This window comes from Fervidobacterium pennivorans DSM 9078, from assembly GCF_000235405.2.
GTDB lineage: Bacteria > Thermotogota > Thermotogae > Thermotogales > Fervidobacteriaceae > Fervidobacterium > Fervidobacterium pennivorans.
Genome location: NC_017095.1, coordinates 2,042,811 through 2,064,035, shown reverse-complemented (window position 1 = coordinate 2,064,035; position 21,225 = coordinate 2,042,811). Strand labels below are relative to the sequence as shown.

At 39.5% G+C, this 21,225-nt stretch carries 20 protein-coding genes; 8 read left to right on the top strand and 12 right to left on the bottom strand.

Annotation, left to right across the window (positions count from 1 at the left end; genetic code table 11):
- Positions 1–20 precede the first annotated feature (20 nt).
- The 11 genes from FERPE_RS09675 to FERPE_RS09625 all read right to left on the bottom strand — a co-directional run bounded on the left by FERPE_RS09675 (position 21) and on the right by FERPE_RS09625 (position 10,529).
- The gene (locus FERPE_RS09675) at positions 21–947 is read right to left on the bottom strand and encodes a phosphoribosylformylglycinamidine cyclo-ligase (protein ID WP_041263542.1); all 927 of its coding nucleotides are present in this window, start codon (positions 945–947) and stop codon (positions 21–23) included.
- A gap of 49 nt (positions 948–996) precedes the next feature.
- A complete protein-coding gene (gene purD, locus FERPE_RS09670) occupies positions 997–2,238 on the bottom strand; it encodes a phosphoribosylamine--glycine ligase (RefSeq protein WP_014452443.1) in 1,242 nt (413 codons plus the stop codon).
- 39 nt (positions 2,239–2,277) lie between these two features.
- Complete coding sequence (locus FERPE_RS09665; RefSeq protein ID WP_014452442.1) at positions 2,278–3,201, bottom strand: phosphoribosylaminoimidazolecarboxamide formyltransferase; 924 nt, start codon at positions 3,199–3,201, stop codon at positions 2,278–2,280.
- A gap of 4 nt (positions 3,202–3,205) precedes the next feature.
- Positions 3,206–3,811 carry a phosphoribosylglycinamide formyltransferase gene (gene purN, locus FERPE_RS09660; protein WP_014452441.1) on the bottom strand — a complete coding sequence of 202 codons (606 nt, stop codon included), beginning with the start codon at positions 3,809–3,811 and terminating at the stop codon, positions 3,206–3,208.
- A complete protein-coding gene (gene purF, locus FERPE_RS09655; protein WP_014452440.1) occupies positions 3,808–5,115 on the bottom strand; it encodes an amidophosphoribosyltransferase in 1,308 nt (435 codons plus the stop codon). Before purF ends, purN begins: the two co-directional genes overlap by 4 nt.
- A 113-nt stretch (positions 5,116–5,228) precedes the next feature.
- Complete coding sequence (locus tag FERPE_RS09650; protein WP_014452439.1) at positions 5,229–5,459, bottom strand: DNA-directed RNA polymerase subunit omega; 231 nt, start codon at positions 5,457–5,459, stop codon at positions 5,229–5,231.
- On the bottom strand, positions 5,460–6,113 hold the full coding sequence (gene gmk, locus FERPE_RS09645; protein ID WP_014452438.1) for a guanylate kinase: 654 nt from the start codon (positions 6,111–6,113) through the stop codon (positions 5,460–5,462).
- Positions 6,114–6,120: 7 nt separating this feature from the next.
- Entirely contained in the window at positions 6,121–6,402 is a 282-nt protein-coding gene (locus FERPE_RS09640) for a DUF370 domain-containing protein (RefSeq protein ID WP_014452437.1), read from the bottom strand.
- Between the two features lie 53 nt (positions 6,403–6,455).
- Entirely contained in the window at positions 6,456–7,331 is an 876-nt protein-coding gene (locus FERPE_RS09635; RefSeq protein WP_014452436.1) for a YicC family protein, read from the bottom strand.
- 132 nt (positions 7,332–7,463) lie between these two features.
- Entirely contained in the window at positions 7,464–9,353 is a 1,890-nt protein-coding gene (locus FERPE_RS09630; protein ID WP_041262907.1) for a transketolase, read from the bottom strand.
- Between the two features lie 18 nt (positions 9,354–9,371).
- Positions 9,372–10,529: an iron-containing alcohol dehydrogenase gene (locus tag FERPE_RS09625; protein WP_014452434.1), complete on the bottom strand. Its 1,158-nt coding sequence runs from the start codon at positions 10,527–10,529 to the stop codon at positions 9,372–9,374.
- 151 nt (positions 10,530–10,680) lie between these two features.
- On the opposite strand from FERPE_RS09625, the gene FERPE_RS10280 reads away from it, so the two are divergent.
- Complete coding sequence (locus FERPE_RS10280) at positions 10,681–12,525, top strand: sensor histidine kinase (RefSeq protein ID WP_014452433.1); 1,845 nt, start codon at positions 10,681–10,683, stop codon at positions 12,523–12,525.
- Positions 12,526–12,724: 199 nt separating this feature from the next.
- Positions 12,725–13,840 carry a PhoPQ-activated protein PqaA family protein gene (locus FERPE_RS09615; protein ID WP_082204758.1) on the top strand — a complete coding sequence of 372 codons (1,116 nt, stop codon included), beginning with the start codon at positions 12,725–12,727 and terminating at the stop codon, positions 13,838–13,840.
- 45 nt (positions 13,841–13,885) lie between these two features.
- Here FERPE_RS09615 and FERPE_RS09610 read toward each other — a convergent pair whose 3' ends face one another.
- Positions 13,886–16,435, bottom strand: coding sequence for an alpha-amylase family glycosyl hydrolase (locus FERPE_RS09610; RefSeq protein ID WP_014452432.1), 2,550 nt, complete (start codon positions 16,433–16,435; stop codon positions 13,886–13,888).
- Positions 16,436–16,563: 128 nt separating this feature from the next.
- Between FERPE_RS09610 and FERPE_RS09605 the strand changes: the two genes are divergently transcribed.
- The 6 genes from FERPE_RS09605 to FERPE_RS09580 all read left to right on the top strand — a co-directional run bounded on the left by FERPE_RS09605 (position 16,564) and on the right by FERPE_RS09580 (position 21,212).
- Positions 16,564–17,196, top strand: a complete 633-nt coding sequence (locus FERPE_RS09605) for a response regulator (protein ID WP_014452431.1) — start codon at positions 16,564–16,566, stop codon at positions 17,194–17,196.
- Positions 17,177–17,650, top strand: a complete 474-nt coding sequence (locus FERPE_RS09600) for a potassium channel family protein (protein ID WP_014452430.1) — start codon at positions 17,177–17,179, stop codon at positions 17,648–17,650. The genes FERPE_RS09605 and FERPE_RS09600 overlap by 20 nt, the downstream gene beginning before the upstream one ends.
- Entirely contained in the window at positions 17,647–18,306 is a 660-nt protein-coding gene (locus FERPE_RS09595; protein WP_014452429.1) for a potassium channel family protein, read from the top strand. The genes FERPE_RS09600 and FERPE_RS09595 overlap by 4 nt, the downstream gene beginning before the upstream one ends.
- An 86-nt stretch (positions 18,307–18,392) precedes the next feature.
- A complete protein-coding gene (locus FERPE_RS09590) occupies positions 18,393–19,904 on the top strand; it encodes a TrkH family potassium uptake protein (protein WP_014452428.1) in 1,512 nt (503 codons plus the stop codon).
- 25 nt (positions 19,905–19,929) lie between these two features.
- Positions 19,930–20,532 (top strand): DUF4897 domain-containing protein, encoded by a 603-nt coding sequence (locus FERPE_RS09585; RefSeq protein ID WP_155804151.1) that lies wholly within the window; start codon positions 19,930–19,932, stop codon positions 20,530–20,532.
- A gap of 2 nt (positions 20,533–20,534) precedes the next feature.
- Positions 20,535–21,212 (top strand): DUF6115 domain-containing protein, encoded by a 678-nt coding sequence (locus tag FERPE_RS09580; RefSeq protein ID WP_014452426.1) that lies wholly within the window; start codon positions 20,535–20,537, stop codon positions 21,210–21,212.
- The last annotated feature ends 13 nt before the right edge of the window (positions 21,213–21,225 follow it).

Here is a 21,225-nt window from a genome sequence, read left to right as displayed (position 1 = left end):
TTTTGATTCTGAATTCGCAACTATTGTACCACAATTTTTGTATTTTTACTAACCACGCCTATAACCTCACCACCCGTGATTTCTAAAACCTTGTCTAAAATTTCCCTCGAGACAATCAAAATCATCCCATAACCCATGTTGAATGTTCGCATACCTTCTTCGATTTCGACGTATTTCAACACCCATCGCATGTAGTCTGGTAGTCTTATGGTGATTTCCCATCCTTTGTCTTTCAATACCCTCCTTAATGCTCTTAAAATACCGCCCCCCGTAACATGGGCAATACCTTTAACAAGTTCAAAGACTTTTGTAACTTCGCTGTATATCTTAGTACCCTTCAAAAGGTCGAAGTCCAACTCTTTGATACTTATCTTTTCTTCTTTTAAGATTTTTCTTATCAGTGACCATCCGTTGGAATGAAACCCACTGGCAGGTAATCCTATTATTAAGTCTTCATAATTTATCGTCTCAACAGGTATCCTTCTTTGGAGTGTACCTACACAAAAACCTGCAACATCCCAATCTCTATCGCTGTAAATGGACGGAATTTCTGCCGTTTCACCAGCAACAAGTGCCATGTCATACTCTGAAAGCTTTTTAGCGAGTGCTTTAACAAATTCGTAGTGGTCTTTGTCTATATGGTTCACACCTAAATAGTCAACAAATGCCTTTGGAAGTCCACCCACACACACTATATCGTTGTAGTTCATCGCTATCAAATCTTGGGCTGCGTCCTCCCATCTGCCGTGTTCAATATGTAACAATAACTTTGAGCCCACACCGTCTGCTGTCAATACTATCGGAGGATTTGTGAAATTCAAAATTGTGGCGTATCCTGTAGGTTCTTTAACCACCCATTCTGGAATTTTGACAACACTTTTGATATAATCGGTAAATTCATCATTTCTAAGAACATCTACACCCGAGCCTGAGTATGTGTATTTCATACCACCATCATTCATATTCTCACCCCGCATGTTTACCCAGAATAACAAACTACAGAGCAATATCATCTCTGTAAAACATACCTTCGAAGTGTATATTTTGTATGTTTTTGTATGCTTTTTCCCTCGCCTTTCCCAATTCGTTATCAATTCCAACAGAATGTAGAACCCTTCCTCCGGAAACAACCAATTCACCATTTTGCTCTTTGACGCCGGCGTAAAAGAGTATGTTTCCCTCTTTCTCACTATTTTCTATATTCTCAATCACAATCTTTTGTCCTTTTCTGGGACTTTCCGGGTACCCTTCCGAAGCGACGACCACATCAACCGCGAATTTTGACGATTTGTATTCCTCAAAGTCTTCATTATTAAAAGCCTTCAGAACATTTCCCACAAATTTTTCAGGTTCCATAGCAACTATTACTTCCGTTTCTGGGTCTCCAAGTCGGACGTTGTATTCCAAAACGTATGGCTCTTCATCTACAATCATAAGACCTATGTAAAGAAAACCTTTGTAGTAAATTCCTTCTTTTTCCAATCCAAACAATGTTTTATCAAATATGGTTCGAATTTTCTCGACCAGTTTCTGATTTATTTCAACAGGCCCATAGGCTCCCATCCCACCGGTGTTTGGTCCCTTGTTGCCTGTAAAGACACGTTTGTAATCACGGGTGAACGGTAGCAGTGCAAATTTGCGACCACTTACGATGGCAATGGCAGATAATTCCCAACCCTTTAAGAATTCATCCACAACCACGGGACCACTAACCCCTGGAATTAGAGTTCCATCCATAAGTTTGCTACCATTTTCAACTGCATTTGAAAAGTTATCTTCTATTATTACACCTTTACCTTGCGCAAGCCCATCTGCTTTAATAACATAAGGAGGTGTGAATGATTTGAGTGCATCAACCAACTGGACTTTATTTCGCGCAATTTGGAATCTTGCAGTAGGTATATTGTATTTTTCCATAAAGAGTTTTGCAAAACACTTTGAACCTTCGAGTCTAGCACCAGCCGAATCTGGCCCAAAGACATTTATTCTTCCATCTGCGATACCTTTAACCAAGAAATCCTCTGAACCCGGAATTACCAAATCAAACTCACCTAAGATGTTGCCACTGAGAAGCTCTGCTTCGCTAATATTTAAATTTTTACCCTCCAATTTTGTTCCAGCGTTACCTGGGTAAAAGGAAACTTCACAACCAGCGTTTTTGAACGCCCATCCAATAGCATGTTCCCTTCCACCGCTTCCAAGGACCAACACTCTTTTAACCTTTCTAACTCCACTCATGTATCTTCACTCCCAAAAATACGTTCTTCAACCATGCTTTCAGTGTCTGAAGAGTCTTATTGGGGATTTGTAGAACGTTATGTCCTTCTCCCGTGCAAAATTCAGCACTTCCTCGTCCCGTATAGAACCGAGCGGGGCAACGACACATTTAACACCTGCATCGATAAGTATTTCCAAACCATCTGTGAATGGGAAAAATGCATCAGATGCTGCTATCGCACCTTTTGCATTATCCTTTGCCAGAGTTGTGGCTATCCACGCTGACCTTTTTCTCGATGGCTGCCCTCCGCCGATACCAACAGTAACACCATCTTTCACAATCACTATCGCGTTAGATTTCACCGCTTCCACAACAATAAGTGCAAATTTTATATCTTTAACATCACACGGCTCACCAAAAAGTAATTCCGGTTCACCTTCGAATTTTCTTTCAGATAAAACCAAACTACCAAACGCAACTTTTCCAGCATACGGTGTGTATTCCTTAGGCTTTATAAGCCTGACTTTCTTTTTCGATAAGTATTCCACCGCTTGTGGTTCAAATTCCGGTGCAACGATAACTTCAAGGTAGGTGTTTATAGCTTTAGCCATATCCAGAGTAAATGGAAAGCTTGTTGCAAGTATACCCCCGTAGCTCGATTCACTATCCGCTTGAATTGCCCTTGTGATGGTATGTATTTTTTCTTCATCGCTACCAGTTCTCAGATACGACGCCCCACAAGGTGTTTGGTGTTTTATAACCGCTACGCCACCGCCGATTGTTTGCAAGTTTTTGGCAAGGACCCATGCTGCCTCTGCATCCAATATGTTGTTGTATGAAAGTTGTTTTCCTTCATGCAACAATTCAAACTGAGGCTTTCCGAAGATAAAAGCCCTCTCATGTGCGTTTTCACCATACCTCAATTCGATATCGCACCTTTCAAGCTCAAGTTTCTTAACGTTTTCCACCTGCAAAAATTCCATAAACTTACACCCCCCACTTAACTTTTCTTCCTTCTATCTTGTGTGGTTTTTGAAGTAGATTGTTGATTACCCTCCAATAGTTCTCATGCTCGAGCTCATGAATCTTTGACTCCAGCGTTTCTAAATCCCAACTCTCCTCAATCTCTATAGCTTTTTGAAAGATTATCGGACCGGTATCAACACCGGCATCGACGAAATGTATAGTAATTCCCGTTACCTTGACCCCATAGTCATACGCTTGTTTTATCGCATCCTTTCCCGGAAAGGCTGGAAGCAAAGATGGATGGATATTCACAATCCTAGGAAAATACTTAGCCACTATATGTTCGGGGATAATTCTCATAAACCCAGCCAAAACTACCAAGTCTGGCTTTAAGTCATTGATAACTTTTTCAAAATCCTCATACCAAGGTTTTGAAAGAATTATTACTTCTATACCTAATTTCTTTGCCCTCTCAATTGCTCCACATGCTCTGTCGACGATAAGTGCCCTCACATTAGCAATGAGTTCTCCCGAAAGCGATTTTTCTGCCAGCACTTGGAAATTGCTTCCATTGCCAGAAGCAAGAACAACTATGCTTGGTTTGTTAGACTGTTCAATGTTGTTCATACTGGATAGTTCAGATCGAAACACCCCATGCATATTCCACGCACCCCACAGCTTTCAAAGACTTCTCGATACCCTTCAACAGACAAGTAAACCAACTTATCGGCTCCAACATACTCCTGGAGTTTTTCAAGGTCATTTTGAGAGGCTATCAGTTCACTTCTTCTTGATGTATCTATTCCATAGTTACAAGGTCCAACTACAGGTGGTGAATGTATGCCGACATAAACTTTTTTGACACCAGCTTCCTTCACCATTTCAACTATCAGCTTCATCGTCGTTCCACGAACAATTGAGTCGTCGATTAACAAAACTTCCTTACCTTCGAGCACAGCATTTAAAGCCGCCAATTTTCTTCGAACGATGTCCTGCCTATTCTTCGGCATGATAAAACTCCGTCCAATGTAATGGTTCCTTATCAATCCATATTCTATTGGTATCCCAGATGCTTGACTGTAACCAAGCGCACCGGAAAACCCGCTGTCCAAAACAGGAACAACAATATCCGCTTGAAGTTTGTGTTCTTCGTATAGTTTTCTTCCTAACGCTTTTCTAACCTCATGCACATTCACACCATAGAAATTACTATCAGGGCGAGCAAAGTAGACAAACTCGAATGAACAAAATCTATCATCGCGTTTAGCAAATCTGACAATTTCAGGAGGTTTGTTATCGGTAAAAAACACAACAGTTCCAGGTTCAATTTCCGTTATTTCTTCACAACCTAAAACCCTCAATGCCACATCTTCAGACGCTACAATATAGCCTTCCTGAAACTTGCCGTAAAAGAGCGGACGGATGCCGAAGGAATCTCTTGCAGCTGCAAGGAATGTATCGTGCAAAACCACTATCGAATATGCCGCCTTTATCCTGGAAAGGGCCCACTGAAGTGATTCGCGTGGATTTGCGTAGGGAGCGATTGAAAAATAATGGATGATAATCTCTGTATCAAGTGTGGTTGCAAATATACCTCCACTTTCCATTATGAACCTTCTTTTTTCATCTGCATCAACTATATTTCCATTATGTGCAACAGAAATTCTTCCTTTGAGAGTGTGGGCTGTTATCGGCTGGATTTCGTCGAGTGAGCCATAGGTGGAATAACGCACATGCCCAATTCCCTTAGTGCCAGGAATGTAACGTTCCGAAGTTAAAACATTTTCAACCAACCCTTCACCTTTTACTGATTTGAAGCCATTCACAACTACACCAGCGGATTGCTGACCTCTGTGCTGGAGCGTAAGTAAAACATCATGAATAACGTTATACGCCTCGTCAACGTTCCATACACCAGCTATACCACACATCTTTTTTCCCCCCACGTGAATCTAAGTTTTACTTTATTTCTATTCTTTATCATTGCCAACACTATTAAAAACACGCAGAGGAACCAACCGGTTCCTCTGCGCACACTTATCCCTTATTTTACATCAGGCAGAAGTATTTTCAAGACGTCTTCGTTTTTGATTCTAATGTATCCTTCTTGGAGTTCTTTGAAAGCGATGCTAACAGAGTAGTTGTCAGGTGTTGTGACAAACGGTTTGGCAAAATCGTTTATCGCTTCTGCCCTTTTTGCAACAACTATCGGTATTGCGTACTTGTATGGTATCTTTTCCAAAAGCTTGTCGTATTGTATAACAAGTCGGCTCACTTATTGCACCTCCTCCATCAACCGCTTCACTTTGGAAGTATTTTTAATCCTTTCAAACTTTAATCTTTCTGCGTAGATTATGGACATCAAGTTTCTTATCGATTCTTCTAAGTCTTCATTGATTATTAAGTATTCAAATTCTGGTATGAACTTAAGCTCCCTCTTGGCAGTTTCTAACCTTTTTTGTATTTTCTCTTCTGTTTCCGTTCCCCTTTTTTTAAGCCTCTCTCTAAGAACTTCGTAACTTGGTGGTGCAATAAAAATAAACTTGGCACCCGAAAAATTCTTCTTAACAGTTAAAGCACCTTGAACATCTATGTCAAGTATCACATCCAAACCCTTTCTTATGTTATCGTAGACCATCTCCGCAGGTGTTCCATAGTAGTTGTCATGAACCTTTGCCCATTCGATAAATTTGTTTTCTTTTATCATTCTTTCAAATTCTTCGTGCGACACAAAGAAATAGTCCACTCCGTGTATCTCTCCAGGTCTTTGTTTTCGAGTTGTGCACGAGACGGAGAAGACAACTCGCTCAACTCTCTCAAGAACGGATCTAATAATACTTGTTTTACCAACACCGCTCGGACCACTTATAACAAACAGTATTCCTTCCGCATGGACTTCGTTTTGCACATCAAAGTCCTTACCATCCATCCCAATCTTAGCCCTTTCTTATCTTTTCGAGTTGTTTTTCGATTTCAACCATGGATTCGATAAATCTTTGCGCAATTGTTTCAGGTTGGATAGCACTGAGTATGATGTGGTTTGAGTCCGTGATGAGAATGGACCTTGTCTTCCTTCCATATGTTGCGTCTATGAGTTTTCCTTCGTTCTTTGCATCTTCTTTCAATCTTTTAAGTGGAGCGCTCTCAGGGTTGACTATAGCGATAACCCTGTCACCAGCAATGACATTACCAAAACCGATGTTGATTAATCCAAACATAATCTACACCTCCCAGATTGATAGAACATGTTTTCAAAATCACGGTTGCATCGTTACTCGATATTCATTATCTGCTCCTTGAATTGGGAAACCAAATATTTTCCTTCAAGTGCGAGGTTGGTAATATCGGTGAATCTGCTCTTTGATAATATCGTATTGAACTCCCTTAGGATTTCTTGTGATATGAAATTCAGCATGTCACCTATGGGTTCATCTTTCGAGAGCAACTCGCGCGTTCTTTTGAGATGGCTATCCAACCTGACAAGCTCTTCGCGTATGTCTGCTCTATCGGCGATAAGTGCAACCGCACTTTCAAAAAGTTCTCTATTAAGCTCTATATCATCAGGTAGCAACTCACGTGTGTTTGTTTTAATCCTTTGCGCAACTACTTTTGGAATCTCCACCGCTTTTTCGTTTATTCTCTCCACAATTGACTGCATCTTTTCTACCATCTCTACCAAATCTTTTGTTAGTTTTTCACCTTCGATTTTCCTCTCCTTGACTACCTCAATCAGTGCTTCCTCCAAAACTGCTTTCGCATGTTGCCAAGCATTTTCAATCTCTTCGTTACTTATCTCAAATTGAAATGCATCTCTGAATGTAAGTAAATGTTCTAAGCTAACAGGCATTGGAATGTTCAAATTCTCTCTGATGTCGGAAAGCGCGTCGTAATATGTTTTGAGCAGAGAGTAGTCAACAGAAACTTGGATTGGTTTGATGAATTTCACCCAAATCCTTGCACTAACTTTCCCTCTGGAAATGTATTCTTTTATCTTTGTTATGGCATCAAGCTCTTTCGAGTTAAGAAAGTAATTCATTGAGACGTCGATTGTAAGTCCCTTTGAATTCAACGTCTTCACTTCGCACGTAATTTTGTAATCTTCAATTATTCTTTGAACCTTTGCATATCCTGTCATACTCCTAGGCATTTAAACCACTCCTACGCTTTGCTGATAATATTATACATTAAATTTCCAAAAATTCCAAGTATTTCACCAAAAATTAAAAATAAATGCGGGAGTATCCCTCCCGCACTTTCTTTTACAATCTTACAACACAGCTCATTGAAATTTTGAAACGATGGTTTCGGCAATCCTTTCTCCGCTTAGTCCGTAGATTTTAAAGAGCAGTTTTGCATCACCAGAAACAGGGAAATCATCTAAGCCGAGTTTGATGAACCTACCCGGTAGTATGCGCATTTCGAAAAGTTTTTGGGCTATGAGACTACCTAACCCGTTCAGCACGTTGTGGTCTTCAACCGTGACAACAAAATTCGAGTATTTTCTGAGCACTTCTTCATCCAAATCATATGGACAACTCACGTTGATAACCGCAAAATTGAGACCTTTGCTTTTCAAAATTTCATGGGCTTTAAGTGCATGTGGGACAGCGGAACCTATAGCGTATATCACACCATCTGTTCCATCCCTCAGGATATCCATTTTTCCATATTTGAACTCGTAATTTTCATCAAAGAACAGACTTCCGTCTTCTTTTCTTATTGGTTCGACTTTACTTCTTCCAACTGCGACAACGAAGTTTCCATATTCTTTGGCTATGTATCTAACTACCCTATCTGTTTGATTCGGGTCAGCTGGGACTATCACTTTGAAGCCATACCATGCAAGTGGTGCACCGATGTAGTTAAGTGCGTGGTGTGTTTTACCATCTTCTCCTACATCGATTCCACAGTGTGTCACAACGACCTTAAGGTTTGTGTTGTTGATTGCGTTCAATCTGTGTTGGTTGAACGTCTCATCAATCCCAAAAACACCAAAATCAGCAAAGAATGTAACAATGCCATCTGCAGACATCGCACCAGCCAAAGCAGCTGCGTTATGCTCTTGCACCCCTATTTCGACTATTCTGTCAGGTCTTTCCTTGTCCAAAAAATCCAATTTCACAGAACCCTTCAAGTCACAATCTACGGCAACCACATTGTCATTAATCACAGCAAGGTCTGCGATAGCCCTACCAAGTGCACTCCTGTTGTCCGTTGCTTTATCGTATACCCTGGCTTTGCCAGCATCCAAACGCACATCGTAGTAAAGTTTTATTTTTTTGTGAGTCTCAACTGGTAATTTTTTGCGCATCTCTAAATATTTCTCAACATCGTTCTCAATACCAAGTTGAGCTAACGCTTTCTCCAATTCTTCTTTGTTTAAAGGCTTCCCGTGGTAATCAGGTTTATCCTCCATGAAATCTACACCTTTACCGATTACGGTATGAGCAATTATCGCCGTTGGATGACCATCATCCCTTGCAATTTTCAGTGCTGCAAGTATTTGTTCAAAATCATGACCATCTATCTCTACTGTCTTCCAACCAGCTGCTTCAAACTCTGCCTTTATATCGACGTACATAATCTCATGTGCATGTCCGCTAATTTGAATGTCATTGTAATCAACTAATACCGTTAAATTATCGAGTTTATACTTTCTTGCAGTCCTTCTTGCCTCTTGAACTTGCCCTTTAGCACTTTCTCCATCGCTCATAACTACGTAAACATGGTAATTCTTATTTTTATACTTTGCAGCAAGAGCAAAACCAACACCAGCCGACAAGCCTTGTCCAAGGTTTCCCGTGGTCCACTCCACACCAGGAATTCCACGAGTGATATGTCCTTCAAATATAGATGCTGGATGTCTGAAACCCGCTATCACTTCGTCTCTGTCGACAAATCCAAAAGCTGCTAAAGTTGAATAAACAGCTGGTGAAATGTGGCCGTGGCTTATGACTATTCTATCCCTATCTTCATTCCAAGGGTCTTGTGGATAAACATTGGCGAATGAATAAAGAGCTAATAGCATATCGATAGAAGACATCGACCCACCGGGATGCCCGGAGTTCGCTACGTAGGTCATCTTCAGAATATCGCCACGACACTGAACGCTCAGTCTTTTTAGTTCCTCAAGTGTTTTTCGCACTCCTAATACCTCCCATCTTTGCATTTTTTAGTATGTCTTTGATTATTCATAGGCTATTTCGTATATCTTTCTGATATCTTCCATCTTCAGTTCCTTAACTGTTCCAAATGGCGCGTGTTTGTTGGCAAGTTGAGTAATTTTTTCTATATCTTCCTTGTTGATACCAACCTCTTTCAATGTTACAGGAGCACCAATTTTCTTATACCAACTCTTAAGTTGATTGATAACATCATCTGGTGAGAATTCGCCACTCATACCAAATACATTCTTACCAAACTTGATAAGTTTTTCAGATATCTGTTCTTTAACGTAACTCATCCAAGCAGGAAATACAATTGCAAGACCTGCGCCATGGGCGATATCAGGATTGAACGCACTTATAGCATGCTCAAGCTCGTGAGAAGACCAATCTCCACCTGTTGTGCCCAAACCTGTCAAACCATTGAGTGCTAACGTTGTAGCTAAGCAGAAGTTTGCCCTAGCTTCGTAGTTTTCAGGTTCTTTGAGTATTACCTCTGTGGTTTCCATCAGTGTTTTAATTATACCTTCATCTATTCTATCAATTAAATCACTACCAGCAACATCAAAGTAATACTCCATAACATGACTTATCGCATCTATCGCACCATACACAACTTGATTCGCTGGCAAGCTGTATTGTGTAGTCGGATCAACAATCGAAAGGACCGGATAGACGTGTTTTGAGCTAAAGTAAAACTTCTCTTGAGTTTTTTCGTTTGTCACAACCGCATTTCCGTTCATTTCAGTACCTGTAGCTGACATCGTAAGGATAACATACAAAGGAAGTGCCTTCTTTACATTGTACTTACCTATAAACGCGTCCCAAATATCGCCATCGTAATAGAAACCAGCTGCTATTGCTTTTGCACTGTCGACAACGCTTCCTCCACCTACTGCAAGAATCGCCTCAACGTTATTCTCACGTGCAACTTGTATAGCTTCGTGAACCTTTGAAAGAACAGGATTAGGTCTAACACCAGAAACCTCTACTTTTTCTATACCATTATCATGGAGCGACCTAACAACCTTTTCGTATACACCATTTTTCTTAATCGAACCTCCACCGTAAAGCATCAAAACTTTTCTTATCCCATCTTTTTTCAGATATTCACCTATCTTTTCAACGGTTCCTTTTCCAAAGACTAATTTCGTTGGGTTGTGAAAAACAAAGTTTTCCATATCTGTTCACCTCCTAATCACAAATTTGTTAACAGACAGTTTGATTACTTTGTTTTCTTTTGATATTATATCACATGGTATATAATATTGGTAGAAATAGTCAAACCCTATGGAAAAGTTGCAAAAACTAAAAATGCATGGAGGCGATAGATTGTTAAAGATTTTAAAATCTAAAAAAACATGTCTAATAATAGCTATTGTGATTTCAAGTATTCTTTCCTTGGGAATTGTAATACTTATAGCTCATCTGCTAGCTAATTCTGTGGCAATCCATCTGATATCTCGAATCCAAACGACTGTTGTCGAAAAAATAACATCAGATATTGAGAAATATTTAGAACAAATAGTGAGACCCCTTGTAAAATACACTGCAGATAATGACTTTTCGATTTACATCAAGGGCGCTATGGATGAATTACCAATTCGGCTGCTGCAAAGGGAAGTTGCAAACGCTAACAACGCTTTGCGTTTGGAAGGTTATCTGGAAATATTTATTATGTTGAAAGATAATCGTGTCGTCTCCGAAGGCGGATTAGTGAAGATGTCTATACCAACTAAGGTAACTGAAATGATTTTTTCAGGTGAAAAGGAGCATGATATATACATGCTATACGAATACAAAGGAAAGAAAAACATCGCCGTTCTGGTAGGAATCAAAGGTCCAGATGGAAAAACGAAAGCGATTTTGATAGGACTTTATCCTGCAGACGATCTCCAAAAATTGATAGTGCAGACAAAATTTGGAAAATCCGGTTACGCTGGGTTACTCTACGGCACATTAACGGTAGCACATCCTATGGAAGAATATGTTGGGAACTTCGATTTAGCGAATAATCGCTGGACAAAATCTTTTGCTGAAATGATAATGAAATATGAAAAAGGAGAAGGAATTTATACTTTTCAAGTTAAAAAATTCGCAACATTTCGCAAAGTTGCGAAATATAATCTTACGGTAGTTGCAGTCATTCCATATTCCGAGATAGTTGAAGAAGCTAACAATGTCGTCAGGTTGAGAGGTTTTTCCCACGCGATAATAACGCTCAGTACATCTTTGGCAATCTTGTTTTCAGTCGTGATTATTCTTTTTGCCATAAACGTTGAAAAAAATGAAAGATTGAAGAAAATGGTAGACGAACTCAATGAAATGAACAACGAACTTGAAGCCGCTTTTAATGAATTGAAGGAAGCACAAAGTAAAATAATAAACTCAGAAAAGATGGCGGCATTGGGTAAGATGATGGTAAATATAGCACACGATGTTAACACACCAGCCGGGGTGATTTACTCGTCACTAACAGAAGTTGAACACACATTAAATGATTTGAAGAATAAATTCTTCTCAGAGGAACTAACCGAAAGTGAATTCTTAGACAAGGTTGATGTCTTATACCAGTTAACGGAAATAATGACCAGAAATATCAGAAGAATAATCGACCTCGTCCAGAGTCTCAAACGCGTTGCTATAAGCGAGATGGTCGAAAACTATTCTTCTGTGAATCTGAAAGTGTTAGTAGAAGATGTCCTAAGGGCTATGTATCCGAAACTTAGAAAGTCAAATGTAAAAATATATACGGAAATACCAAACGACTTGGTCGTCTACAGCATTCCGGGTGCACTTGCACAAATTTTGATTAATCTCATAGACAACGTATTGATGCATGCATTCGATGAAAATGAAGAAGGTACGATACTTATAAAAGCAGAAAAAATAGTCACTGACGAAGGGAAAGAAGTGATAAAGATAACATTTACAGACAATGGAAAAGGTATGGACGAAAAAACAAAAAAGCATGCATTCGAACCTTTCTTTACAACGAAACCAGGTGTTGGCTCAGGACTTGGGTTGAGCATAGTTTACACATTGGTTGTTGAAAAGCTTGGAGGTGAAATAGATTTAGAGAGCTCGCCGGCAACAGGCACCAAGATAATCATCACGATACCTGAAAAGAAGGGGGATGAACACGATGAGCAAAGTGACAAAAACTCAGGAAAATAAAAGTCCAGCAAATAGGCTCATGATACTAGTTATTCTCACTTTTCTCTTCTTGCTTTCTCCCAATGATTCTTTTGCCGTTTCTCTGGAAAAGTACCTGGAAAGTTCAGATACATCTGCTTATACTCTAATTTCTTCCTCAACTTCACTTCTCAGAGGGAAGCTCTATGTTTTGAACGTGAAGAGTCAAACCTGAAGAGGCATCGAATGGAACCACAAAGTGGGTATATACATCCCACGAAATCTAGCTTACAAAAACCATGGAATCCTTATGGTATCTGGTTCGGCACCAAAAGATCCCATGGCAAGCCTGAGCCAATACGCTCTCGTTATTGAAAGTATCGGCGCTCCGTTTGTGATACTATGGGATGTACCAAACCAACCATTATTTGGTCTCAAAGAAGATGCCCTGATTGCTTACACTTTAGCAAAATACCTCGAAACAGGCGAGGAAGATTGGCCCTTGCTCTTTCCCATGGTAAAGGCTGTCGTTGCAACGATGAACTGTGCTCAGGACTTTCTCAAAAAAGAATTACAAATCGAACTTCAAAAGTTTTTAGTAACTGGCGCATCCAAAAGAGGTTGGACAACATATTTGACAGGTGCTATCGAAAAAAGAGTTCTTGCGATAGTTCCAATCGTGTACGATAATCTAAACATGCCCGCACAAATGCGAAAACAGCTCGAACATTATGGAACATTCAGTGAACAGATAAAAGACTACACAAGGTATGGCCTCACGAGAATGATAGCTGAATCTTCCCAAACCGAAGTTCCAGAAATTGTCAGGGCAATTGACCCCTTCTATTACAAAGATAAACTCACCATACCAAAACTTGTCGTTATAGGCACGAACGACCCGTATTGGGTTGTTGATTCTTCTCAGCTATATTTCTACGACTTACCTATCCCAAGGTATGCATACGTTATGCCAAATGAGGCACACAATGTAAGTAATCAGGTTGAATTTTTCAACACTCTCAGAGCATTTTTTGCACTGTCTGTAATAAACAAACTTCCAGAGATATCGTGGAAAGAGACCGAAAACGGCATAATCCTTAGAACATCTGAAGAGTTAGAATACGCAAAGGGATGGATTGCTCTTTCAGATACGCTGGATTTCAGAAAGGCACGATGGGAAAGTACAGATTTGCAAATACAATTTAGTGAAAACGGGGACAAAATGGTTGAATTCATACTTAAAGAAAGCAACATAAAAAAGAACGTAGCAATTTTTATTGAGGTCAGGATTGTAAAAGAGGGATATTCTTTCAGTTTGACAACGATTCCAAAGGTTTTCAAGAAAAACACTAACTAAAAAATCTAAAAAGCCCGCCGATGGCGGGCTTTGTTTACTTACAAATCAATCTTGATTTGATTTAATTTCCAACCAGAGGTCATCCATTATTAGTGGATCCGTTGGATTCCCTCCACCCATGATGTAGGCTTTTGGTTCTTGCTGGAGTGGTCTGAATTTGTTTTCAATACCATCGTAGTCCCAACTAGTCACGTATATTGTCCATCCTTCGAAAGATGAAGGATTGCCAAGCCAGTCACCTTTTATGATTATCTTTACCCAACCATCTTCAACAAAAACTTCGGGAGAACCTATCTGCGTCCCAAATCTATCTTTTGATGCTTCTTGTGAAGTGTAAATCGCACTCGACCAACCAGTTGCAAAAACTTCCCAATCCCAGTCCCAATTATCGAACTCATAGTTCTGTAAAGGCAAAACCCCCGTGCCTTTCTTTGTTGGGTCATCGATGAATATTTGATATGTAACGTGGTCAAAGCCGTTTGGTGGTCCCCAGGTTTTTGTTAAGTCCCTTGGTTTGATAGAAATTACCAACGTACTACCAATGCTTTCAACTTTCGCTTCAACAATATCCATCTGCCGCTTAAATGTTGCATCGGTTGGGTAAACGTAAGTTCCTGTAAACCCTATGTCATCATCGAGAGGGTCTTTCGTTTCAGCTAACAATTTCTTTTCTAGTTCAACTATGAATCTTATTTCATCAGTGTAAACTGTATCTTTAACGTTTTTTCCAACTGCCCTGACAAGTAGTACATGCTCACCTGGGTCGAGTTTGAATGGATCTATTGTAAATGCGAATTTCCCATCTGTTGGTTCTATCTTAATTTCGTTCTCAACTTTTCTGTCTATGTAAACATAAACCGCTTTTGCATTCGTCGTCCCGGTTATTTCTTTCAGTGCGGTTATCTTTTCACCGTCTGAAAGGTTCAAACTGATAGTTGTGTTAGTTTTGTAGAGTTCCGATTTCTCGGTTAATATACCGAAAACTGTCAGTGTTCGTGCTGGAATTCGCAAAGACACGTAGCCTCCATCTTTTACAACAAGAGGAGTACCTACGCCTCCGCTGAAATTGTAAATAGGTTCCAAGGTTGTTCCAGGCTCATAATCCGTTTTGAAATTTGCTATCCTTGCATCGTTCGCCGTATTTAAAACAACGAACAGTTCCTCCTCTTTAGATTTCAATGTATAAACTAACAAACCTGCACCTCTTTTTTCCGACAAAAGCACGTTAACTTCTCCGTATCTTGTTGCCGGGTGTGATTTTCTGAATTCGATACCGTTCTTGATAAACTTGTACATATCACTCTCGGTGTTGAAGTGATCTTGACCGAACGACCCCCATCCACCTTTGAACATACTCGCACGCGTTTCTTCAAAGTACTGCTCTGTACCATAATATATAACTGGCATTCCAGGTAGTGTCAACAACAATCCAAGAGCTTGCATGGTGATATTCGGTGTTGCACCTTTTCCAAACCTTTCCATATCGTGGTTATCAATAAATGTCACAAGTAGACCTTTTTTTAGTGTCTCGTTTCGCACCTTGAGTCTGTAAGCAAGAAAATCGGTTGGTTGACCACCTTTTATTACGCGTCTAATTTCTTCCATCAAGGTGAAATCAAGCATAGAATTAAAACCGTGGTCAAAGTAGGAAGCTATCTCAAAGTCAGATACATTCTCGTATGGTTTTGAAGAAAGCCATGTTTCCCCAAAGGCTATAAAGTCTTCTTTCAAGGAGAACATCTCTCCGTTGCCTTTGAAAAACTCGTCGAAAAAGGATTTGGGAACGTACATTGCTGTATCCACACGAAAGCCATCAACCCCAACTTCTTTTATCCAGTATGCATAAGAATCCTTTAATGCTTCAACAACTTCTGGGTTTTCAGTGTTAAGGTCATCTAAACCACTCATTTGGTAGTTGAGTTTTTGCTCAGGGTCTGAGTAGTTGTTGATATCAGGTGTCCAGTGGTATATAGCTCTCTGCCTCTGTTCAGGGTCGTTGTAATTGTTCAAACTGAACGGGTATTGAGTTGGTGCTGACGTTGGTATACTTCCAGTGTTCAGTTCGAATTTCCCGTTTCTGAATCTAAAGTAGTTTCCAACATGGTTAACAACAATGTCCTGGATTAACTTCATTCCATTCTTGTGTAGTGCATCTGCAAGCGCTTTGTAATCTTCAAGTGTTCCAAAGTGCTCGTCAACCTTTTTAAAATCTCTTGCCCAGTAGCCATGGTATCCACCGTAATTTACCCATGGATCCCACCACTGATTAGCCACAGGTGGTGTTATCCAAATTCCATCGACACCAAGACCTTTTATATAGTCGATTTTATCGATGATACCCTTCAAATCTCCTCCGCTGTATTTCGCTCCGTCACGAGGGTTGTATTCACCTTTTCCCTGGTTATTGTTGGAAGGTTCTCCATCGTTAAAACGGTCAATCATTATCATGTACAAAACCTTATCAGCCCATCCACCCTTGTACTGAGTTAACACATCAGAGAAGCCTACAGCATCTAAAACGTAACTGAACATAAATCCAAAAAGTAGCAAACCTACTACAGATTTCAAGAAATTTGCAAAAGCTTTCCCTTTCATACCTTCCACCTCCAATGAATTGCTATCCCAAAGCTTTCCTTATTCTACCACGGGGAGTGCATAAAAAACGAAGGTGTGGTACAATTTCCAAAGAAGTGGTATAATTTCCAAAGAAGGGGGCGAGTAAGATGATAGATGTCCTGGTAGTTGATGATGAAAAGCACGTTAGGAACTTGTTGGTTCGAATGATTTCCACTGCCTACGAGTGCAATCCAGTCGAAGCAGAAAACGTTGAAACCGCTCTGAAACTTTGTGATAGATACAAGTTCGATCTGATTACAACCGACATCAAGTTTGAGAATGACGAGAACCTTGATGGGATTGAATTCATAAAAAGATTAAGATTAAGAGGAATATTTACACCTGTTTTGATTATTTCGGCTTTTGCAACACCCGAAAACATTGCAGAAGTTTGCAAATATGCGCCTGTAGATTATTTAGCTAAGCCTTTCACTCAGGATGAATTGCGGAGAAAAATCAAAGATTTGCTTGACTACAAGAAAGAGTCATTTGAAAGATACTTAAGAGAAGCTGAAGGATTAATACATTCTAATTTTCCAGGTGATTTGGACAAAGCAGAACAAATTGTCAGAACAATGTTTTCTCTCATGCCATCTTCACCGATACCACACTATCTAATGGCAGAAATTCTCGAAAAGCGTGGAAATTCTGAACTGGCTGAGCGTCATAGGAACGCAGCAAAAGCATTAGATATAAACATGAAGGGATACCGAAAGGGTGATGAACTTGAGTCCGATTAACATAAATATACCTGTTGGGCTTAGGTTTTATGTTGTCGTAGTCGGTTGTGGCAAAGTCGGTCTTGAAGTTGCAACCAGGCTCTCAAGAATAGGGTTTAACGTCACTGTGGTCGATAAAAATCCCAACACGTTAGACCTACTGCCCGAAGATTACGGTGGTTTTATAGTTATAGGTGATGCTACCGAACGTGAAACAATGGAAAGGGCAAAAGCTATAAAGGCGGACTTACTAGTGACAACAACAGAGGACGATTCAACTAATTACTTTGTATCGTTGGTTGGAGCAAAGATATTTGGAATTCCAAGGGTTATCTCCCTTGTAAATGACAGAGAAAATGTGCCACTTTTCATAAAGAGTGGTATTGATGTAATCTCACCAATCGATTTAACGGTAGATACCTTTGAACACAATATCCTTGAACACGTTGAACCAAAGGTTGGTGAAAAACAGTGAAGATAATAATTATTGGTGGTGAACGAGTCCCTTACTTTCTTGCTAAAAGATTAATAGCACAAGGTTACGACGTTTATTTTGTTAACAAAGACCAAGATTTATGTGAAGAATACTCAAAGACACTTAATGCTACAATTGTCAACGGGGACGGCACATCAAAAAAAGTCCTCGACCAGCTTGGGATTGAGCCAAACGATATTGTTGTCCTACTTATGGAAAGAGACAGAAAAAATTTCTTTATCGCTCGTTTGGTTCAAGAATATTACGGAGTAAAGAACGTAGTTACTTTATTAAACAACTCTGAAAATCTCGACTTATTTGAACGCTTTGGTATCAGAACGCTTGGTGTAACAGATTTGATTATGAGAAATTTGGAACCATTGCTTTTCGGAAGCCAGATAACACGTGACCTTGAAGAGAAAACATTTTCTAAAGGTGTAGCTATATTGGAAATCACTCTAACATGGGATTCAAATATCGTCCATAAAAAGATTAAGGAACTTAGCGTGCCAGAAGATGTGGTCATAGTAGGGATAAAAAGAGGCGATAATTTCTTGATACCTCGTGGTGAAACTACACTCGAACCTGGTGACGAGATTGTCCTTGTGTGCCGAGAAGAAAAGCGTATGGAGGTTCTATCATTTTTTAGCTCGTAAACAGCTTGTTTCGCTCTTCAATTTTGCAGTAATCGGTAATGGAATACATATGTAGAAGCAACCGAATTTTCTGGAGGTTGTTATAAATGCTGAAAAGCTATCTAAGAATATATAAAGCGTTTACGCTTGTTATGTTTCAATATGCGTTTATGGCTTTAGTTCCTACGGTATTTTGCATCTTTTATCCAGAAGAAATCAAAAACGCTTATCCTTTTTTAATTACTGCTGTGCTTTCTTTTATCATATACTTCACTGGTTTCGCAGTGAGAGTTGAAGAAATAGAAACCATAGGATATAGAGAAGGAGCTGTACTTACGATCTTCACGTGGGTTATGATATCGCTACTTTCCGCCATTCCACATATTTTGTTAGGAAATCTTTCGTTTTCTCAAGCTGTTTTTGAATCAGTGAGTGGACTAACTGGCACAGGATTAACGATGTTCACAGACGTAACCAAATTGTCTAAACTTCTTTTATTTTGGAGGTCATTTACACAATACGTAGGCAGTGCAGGTTTCGCTGTCTTGATGCTGGGCATGGTCTTGGGTCCAAGGGCTTTAGGACTTTATAAATCAGAAGGTAGGTCCGACAATCTTGTACCGAACATAAGAAGGTCCGCTCAGCTGATACTTGAAATTTACTTTGCTTACACAATTGCTGGGACAATCGCTTTGAGACTATCCGGGATGAATTGGTTTGAAGCACTTAATCATACGATGACCGCATTAGCAACTGGCGGGTTTTCCACTCGCAACGGTAGTATAGGAGAGTTCAATAACCTAGCGATAGAAATCGTCACAATAGTTCTCATGATTATCGGGGCAACAGGATTTGGAATACATTATGCGTTCTGGAAAGGAAATATTAAGGCTGTTTTAAAGAATGGCGAACCTTGGTTATTGATAAGTTCTTCATTTGGTTCAGCAATTGTCTTATCTGTTTACGCTATAGGAAAGTATTACGAAAACTTTGGAAAGGCTTTAAGGTATATACTTTTCCAAACGGTCTCGGCTGTAAGTGGAACCGGTTTCCAAACTTTGCCGTTAAATGAAGAGAAATGGATAGCTTTCTCGCCGTTTATGTTTATTCTAATAGTACTTATGCTATCTGGCGGTATGATGGACTCAACATCGAGTGGTATCAAACAGTTCCGTATTTGGGTCATACTGAACACTCTGCACGATAGCGTAAAAGGGTTCCTTATGCCAAGAGGCACGGTGAGGAAAAAGATAATATTCAAAGGCGAACAACAAATTATCTTTGGCGATGACAATATTCGGGAAGCTTTGCTTGTCGTATCACTTTATCTGATAACATTTGTCATTGGTTCATTTATACTCATGTTACACGGATACGGTGCTTTGAATTCGATGTTTGAATTCGCTTCTGCTATGGATGGTGTTGGACTTAGCTGTGGTGTCACATCTCCAAATATGCCATTAACAGCCATGTGGACATTGATAATAGGAATGTTCACAGGAAGGTTCGAATTTTTGATAGTGATATATGCTATAACGAAAGTGATAAACGATTTAAACAAAAAAATTGATGAAACACGTCTATCAAAAAGGATAAACTCAGGTGTTTCGATTAAATGAAACGATTGGTGAAAGGATGTGTGACATGGGAAATAAAACAATGATTTATTTACTTGTGTTCATAGTTCTTTTCTTCCTTATTACCGATGTTATAACTCTGATGTTCAGAGGTCCTAACTTCACCGTTGAATACTACAACTCTGATGTTTTGGTTGGCTACACTGATGTTGCTACGATAACAACCTTAAGTGGTTTAAAGTTCAAGAGTGAGAAAAAGAAAGAAGAGTATCTAACAACATATGAACAAACATCTCTTGAAACGTTCAAAAAATACTTCAGCGAAATCTCAAAAGACATAGGTAAGAAAATCGAAGTACTGGATTTTAAGTCAAACATAAAGAACAATGCGAGTATCTTAGAGATTACCGAAACAGTCGTTCTAAAAGGCATTGTGCAACCAAAAAACGATACCTACATCTTTGACATGGGACAGATTCGCATGAACTCTGTTGCAAACTCCACGTTTAAAGTACATTTGCCGGAAGATGTTCGAATTGAAAGCGTGGAACCTACGCCAACAAAAAATCTTGGAACCTTGATTATTTGGAGTGGAGAAGATATAAAGACCTTCCCGAGAATCGTATATAAAAGATTATCCCTCCAGGACCACCAAAAGGAGGGTGAATAAAAATGTCAGCCTTCCACTGGTTTGTAGTTTTAGCATCGATAAGTTCCCTAGTGTTTGCATGGGCTACCTATATATTGGAAAGCTTCAAGAAAAGAACAGAAAAAACTGCAATAGACGAGGAAGAAGAAAAACTCGTAGAACTTATCGGAAAGGTGAGAATCTTCGTTGACTCAAAACTTGAACAACTTGATAGGAAAATGGAAGAAGCTAAAGCTTTGATTAAAGACTTAAACGAGCAGTATGTGTCATTGGCTGCCTTAGCAGTCCAGTTGCAAAACCTATTGCAAAAAACAGAAATCTCAAGTGAAACAGCATCTAACCCAGAACTCAAAAACGAAAGCTTTAAAGGTAATAGCAAAAATGAGACCACTGAAAATGTCTCCGACATCGATACAAAGCTTTCCGCTGACGAAAAGGCATTAATACAAGGATATGTTCTCAAAAACAAATCAACCACCTCAACACGTGTCCTTGAAACAATGAAAGAAACAGTTGACGAATATGCAGCAAGCTATGAAAAGAACGAATATAACGAAGACGTTGCAAAAAACAAGAAAGAAGTATTAATATTCGACATGTATCTGAGTGGTTTGGAACCGATTGAAATTGCCAAGAAAATGAAGATGGGGGTTGGAGAAGTTCAGTTGATAATCGACCTTATGAAAAGGCAAAAGCCATGATTAACATCAAAAG

What these genes read in the sequence shown, in the direction of transcription:
- FERPE_RS09675 (WP_041263542.1), bottom strand. Translation starts at nt 947, where the DNA reads ATGAAATACACATACTCAGGCTCGGGTGTAGATGTTCTTAGAAATGAT.
- purD (WP_014452443.1), bottom strand. Translation starts at nt 2,238, where the DNA reads ATGAGTGGAGTTAGAAAGGTTAAAAGAGTGTTGGTCCTTGGAAGCGGT.
- FERPE_RS09665 (WP_014452442.1), bottom strand. Translation starts at nt 3,201, where the DNA reads ATGGAATTTTTGCAGGTGGAAAACGTTAAGAAACTTGAGCTTGAAAGG.
- purN (WP_014452441.1), bottom strand. Translation starts at nt 3,811, where the DNA reads ATGAACAACATTGAACAGTCTAACAAACCAAGCATAGTTGTTCTTGCT.
- purF (WP_014452440.1), bottom strand. Translation starts at nt 5,115, where the DNA reads ATGTGTGGTATAGCTGGTGTATGGAACGTTGACGAGGCGTATAACGTT.
- gmk (WP_014452438.1), bottom strand. Translation starts at nt 6,113, where the DNA reads ATGGATGGTAAGGACTTTGATGTGCAAAACGAAGTCCATGCGGAAGGA.
- FERPE_RS09640 (WP_014452437.1), bottom strand. Translation starts at nt 6,402, where the DNA reads ATGTTTGGATTAATCAACATCGGTTTTGGTAATGTCATTGCTGGTGAC.
- FERPE_RS09635 (WP_014452436.1), bottom strand. Translation starts at nt 7,331, where the DNA reads ATGCCTAGGAGTATGACAGGATATGCAAAGGTTCAAAGAATAATTGAA.
- FERPE_RS09630 (WP_041262907.1), bottom strand. Translation starts at nt 9,353, where the DNA reads ATGCAAAGATGGGAGGTATTAGGAGTGCGAAAAACACTTGAGGAACTA.
- FERPE_RS09625 (WP_014452434.1), bottom strand. Translation starts at nt 10,529, where the DNA reads ATGGAAAACTTTGTTTTTCACAACCCAACGAAATTAGTCTTTGGAAAA.
- FERPE_RS09610 (WP_014452432.1), bottom strand. Translation starts at nt 16,435, where the DNA reads ATGAAAGGGAAAGCTTTTGCAAATTTCTTGAAATCTGTAGTAGGTTTG.
- FERPE_RS09605 (WP_014452431.1), top strand. Translation starts at nt 16,564, where the DNA reads ATGATAGATGTCCTGGTAGTTGATGATGAAAAGCACGTTAGGAACTTG.
- FERPE_RS09600 (WP_014452430.1), top strand. Translation starts at nt 17,177, where the DNA reads ATGAACTTGAGTCCGATTAACATAAATATACCTGTTGGGCTTAGGTTT.
- FERPE_RS09590 (WP_014452428.1), top strand. Translation starts at nt 18,393, where the DNA reads ATGCTGAAAAGCTATCTAAGAATATATAAAGCGTTTACGCTTGTTATG.
- FERPE_RS09585 (WP_155804151.1), top strand. Translation starts at nt 19,930, where the DNA reads ATGGGAAATAAAACAATGATTTATTTACTTGTGTTCATAGTTCTTTTC.
- FERPE_RS09580 (WP_014452426.1), top strand. Translation starts at nt 20,535, where the DNA reads ATGTCAGCCTTCCACTGGTTTGTAGTTTTAGCATCGATAAGTTCCCTA.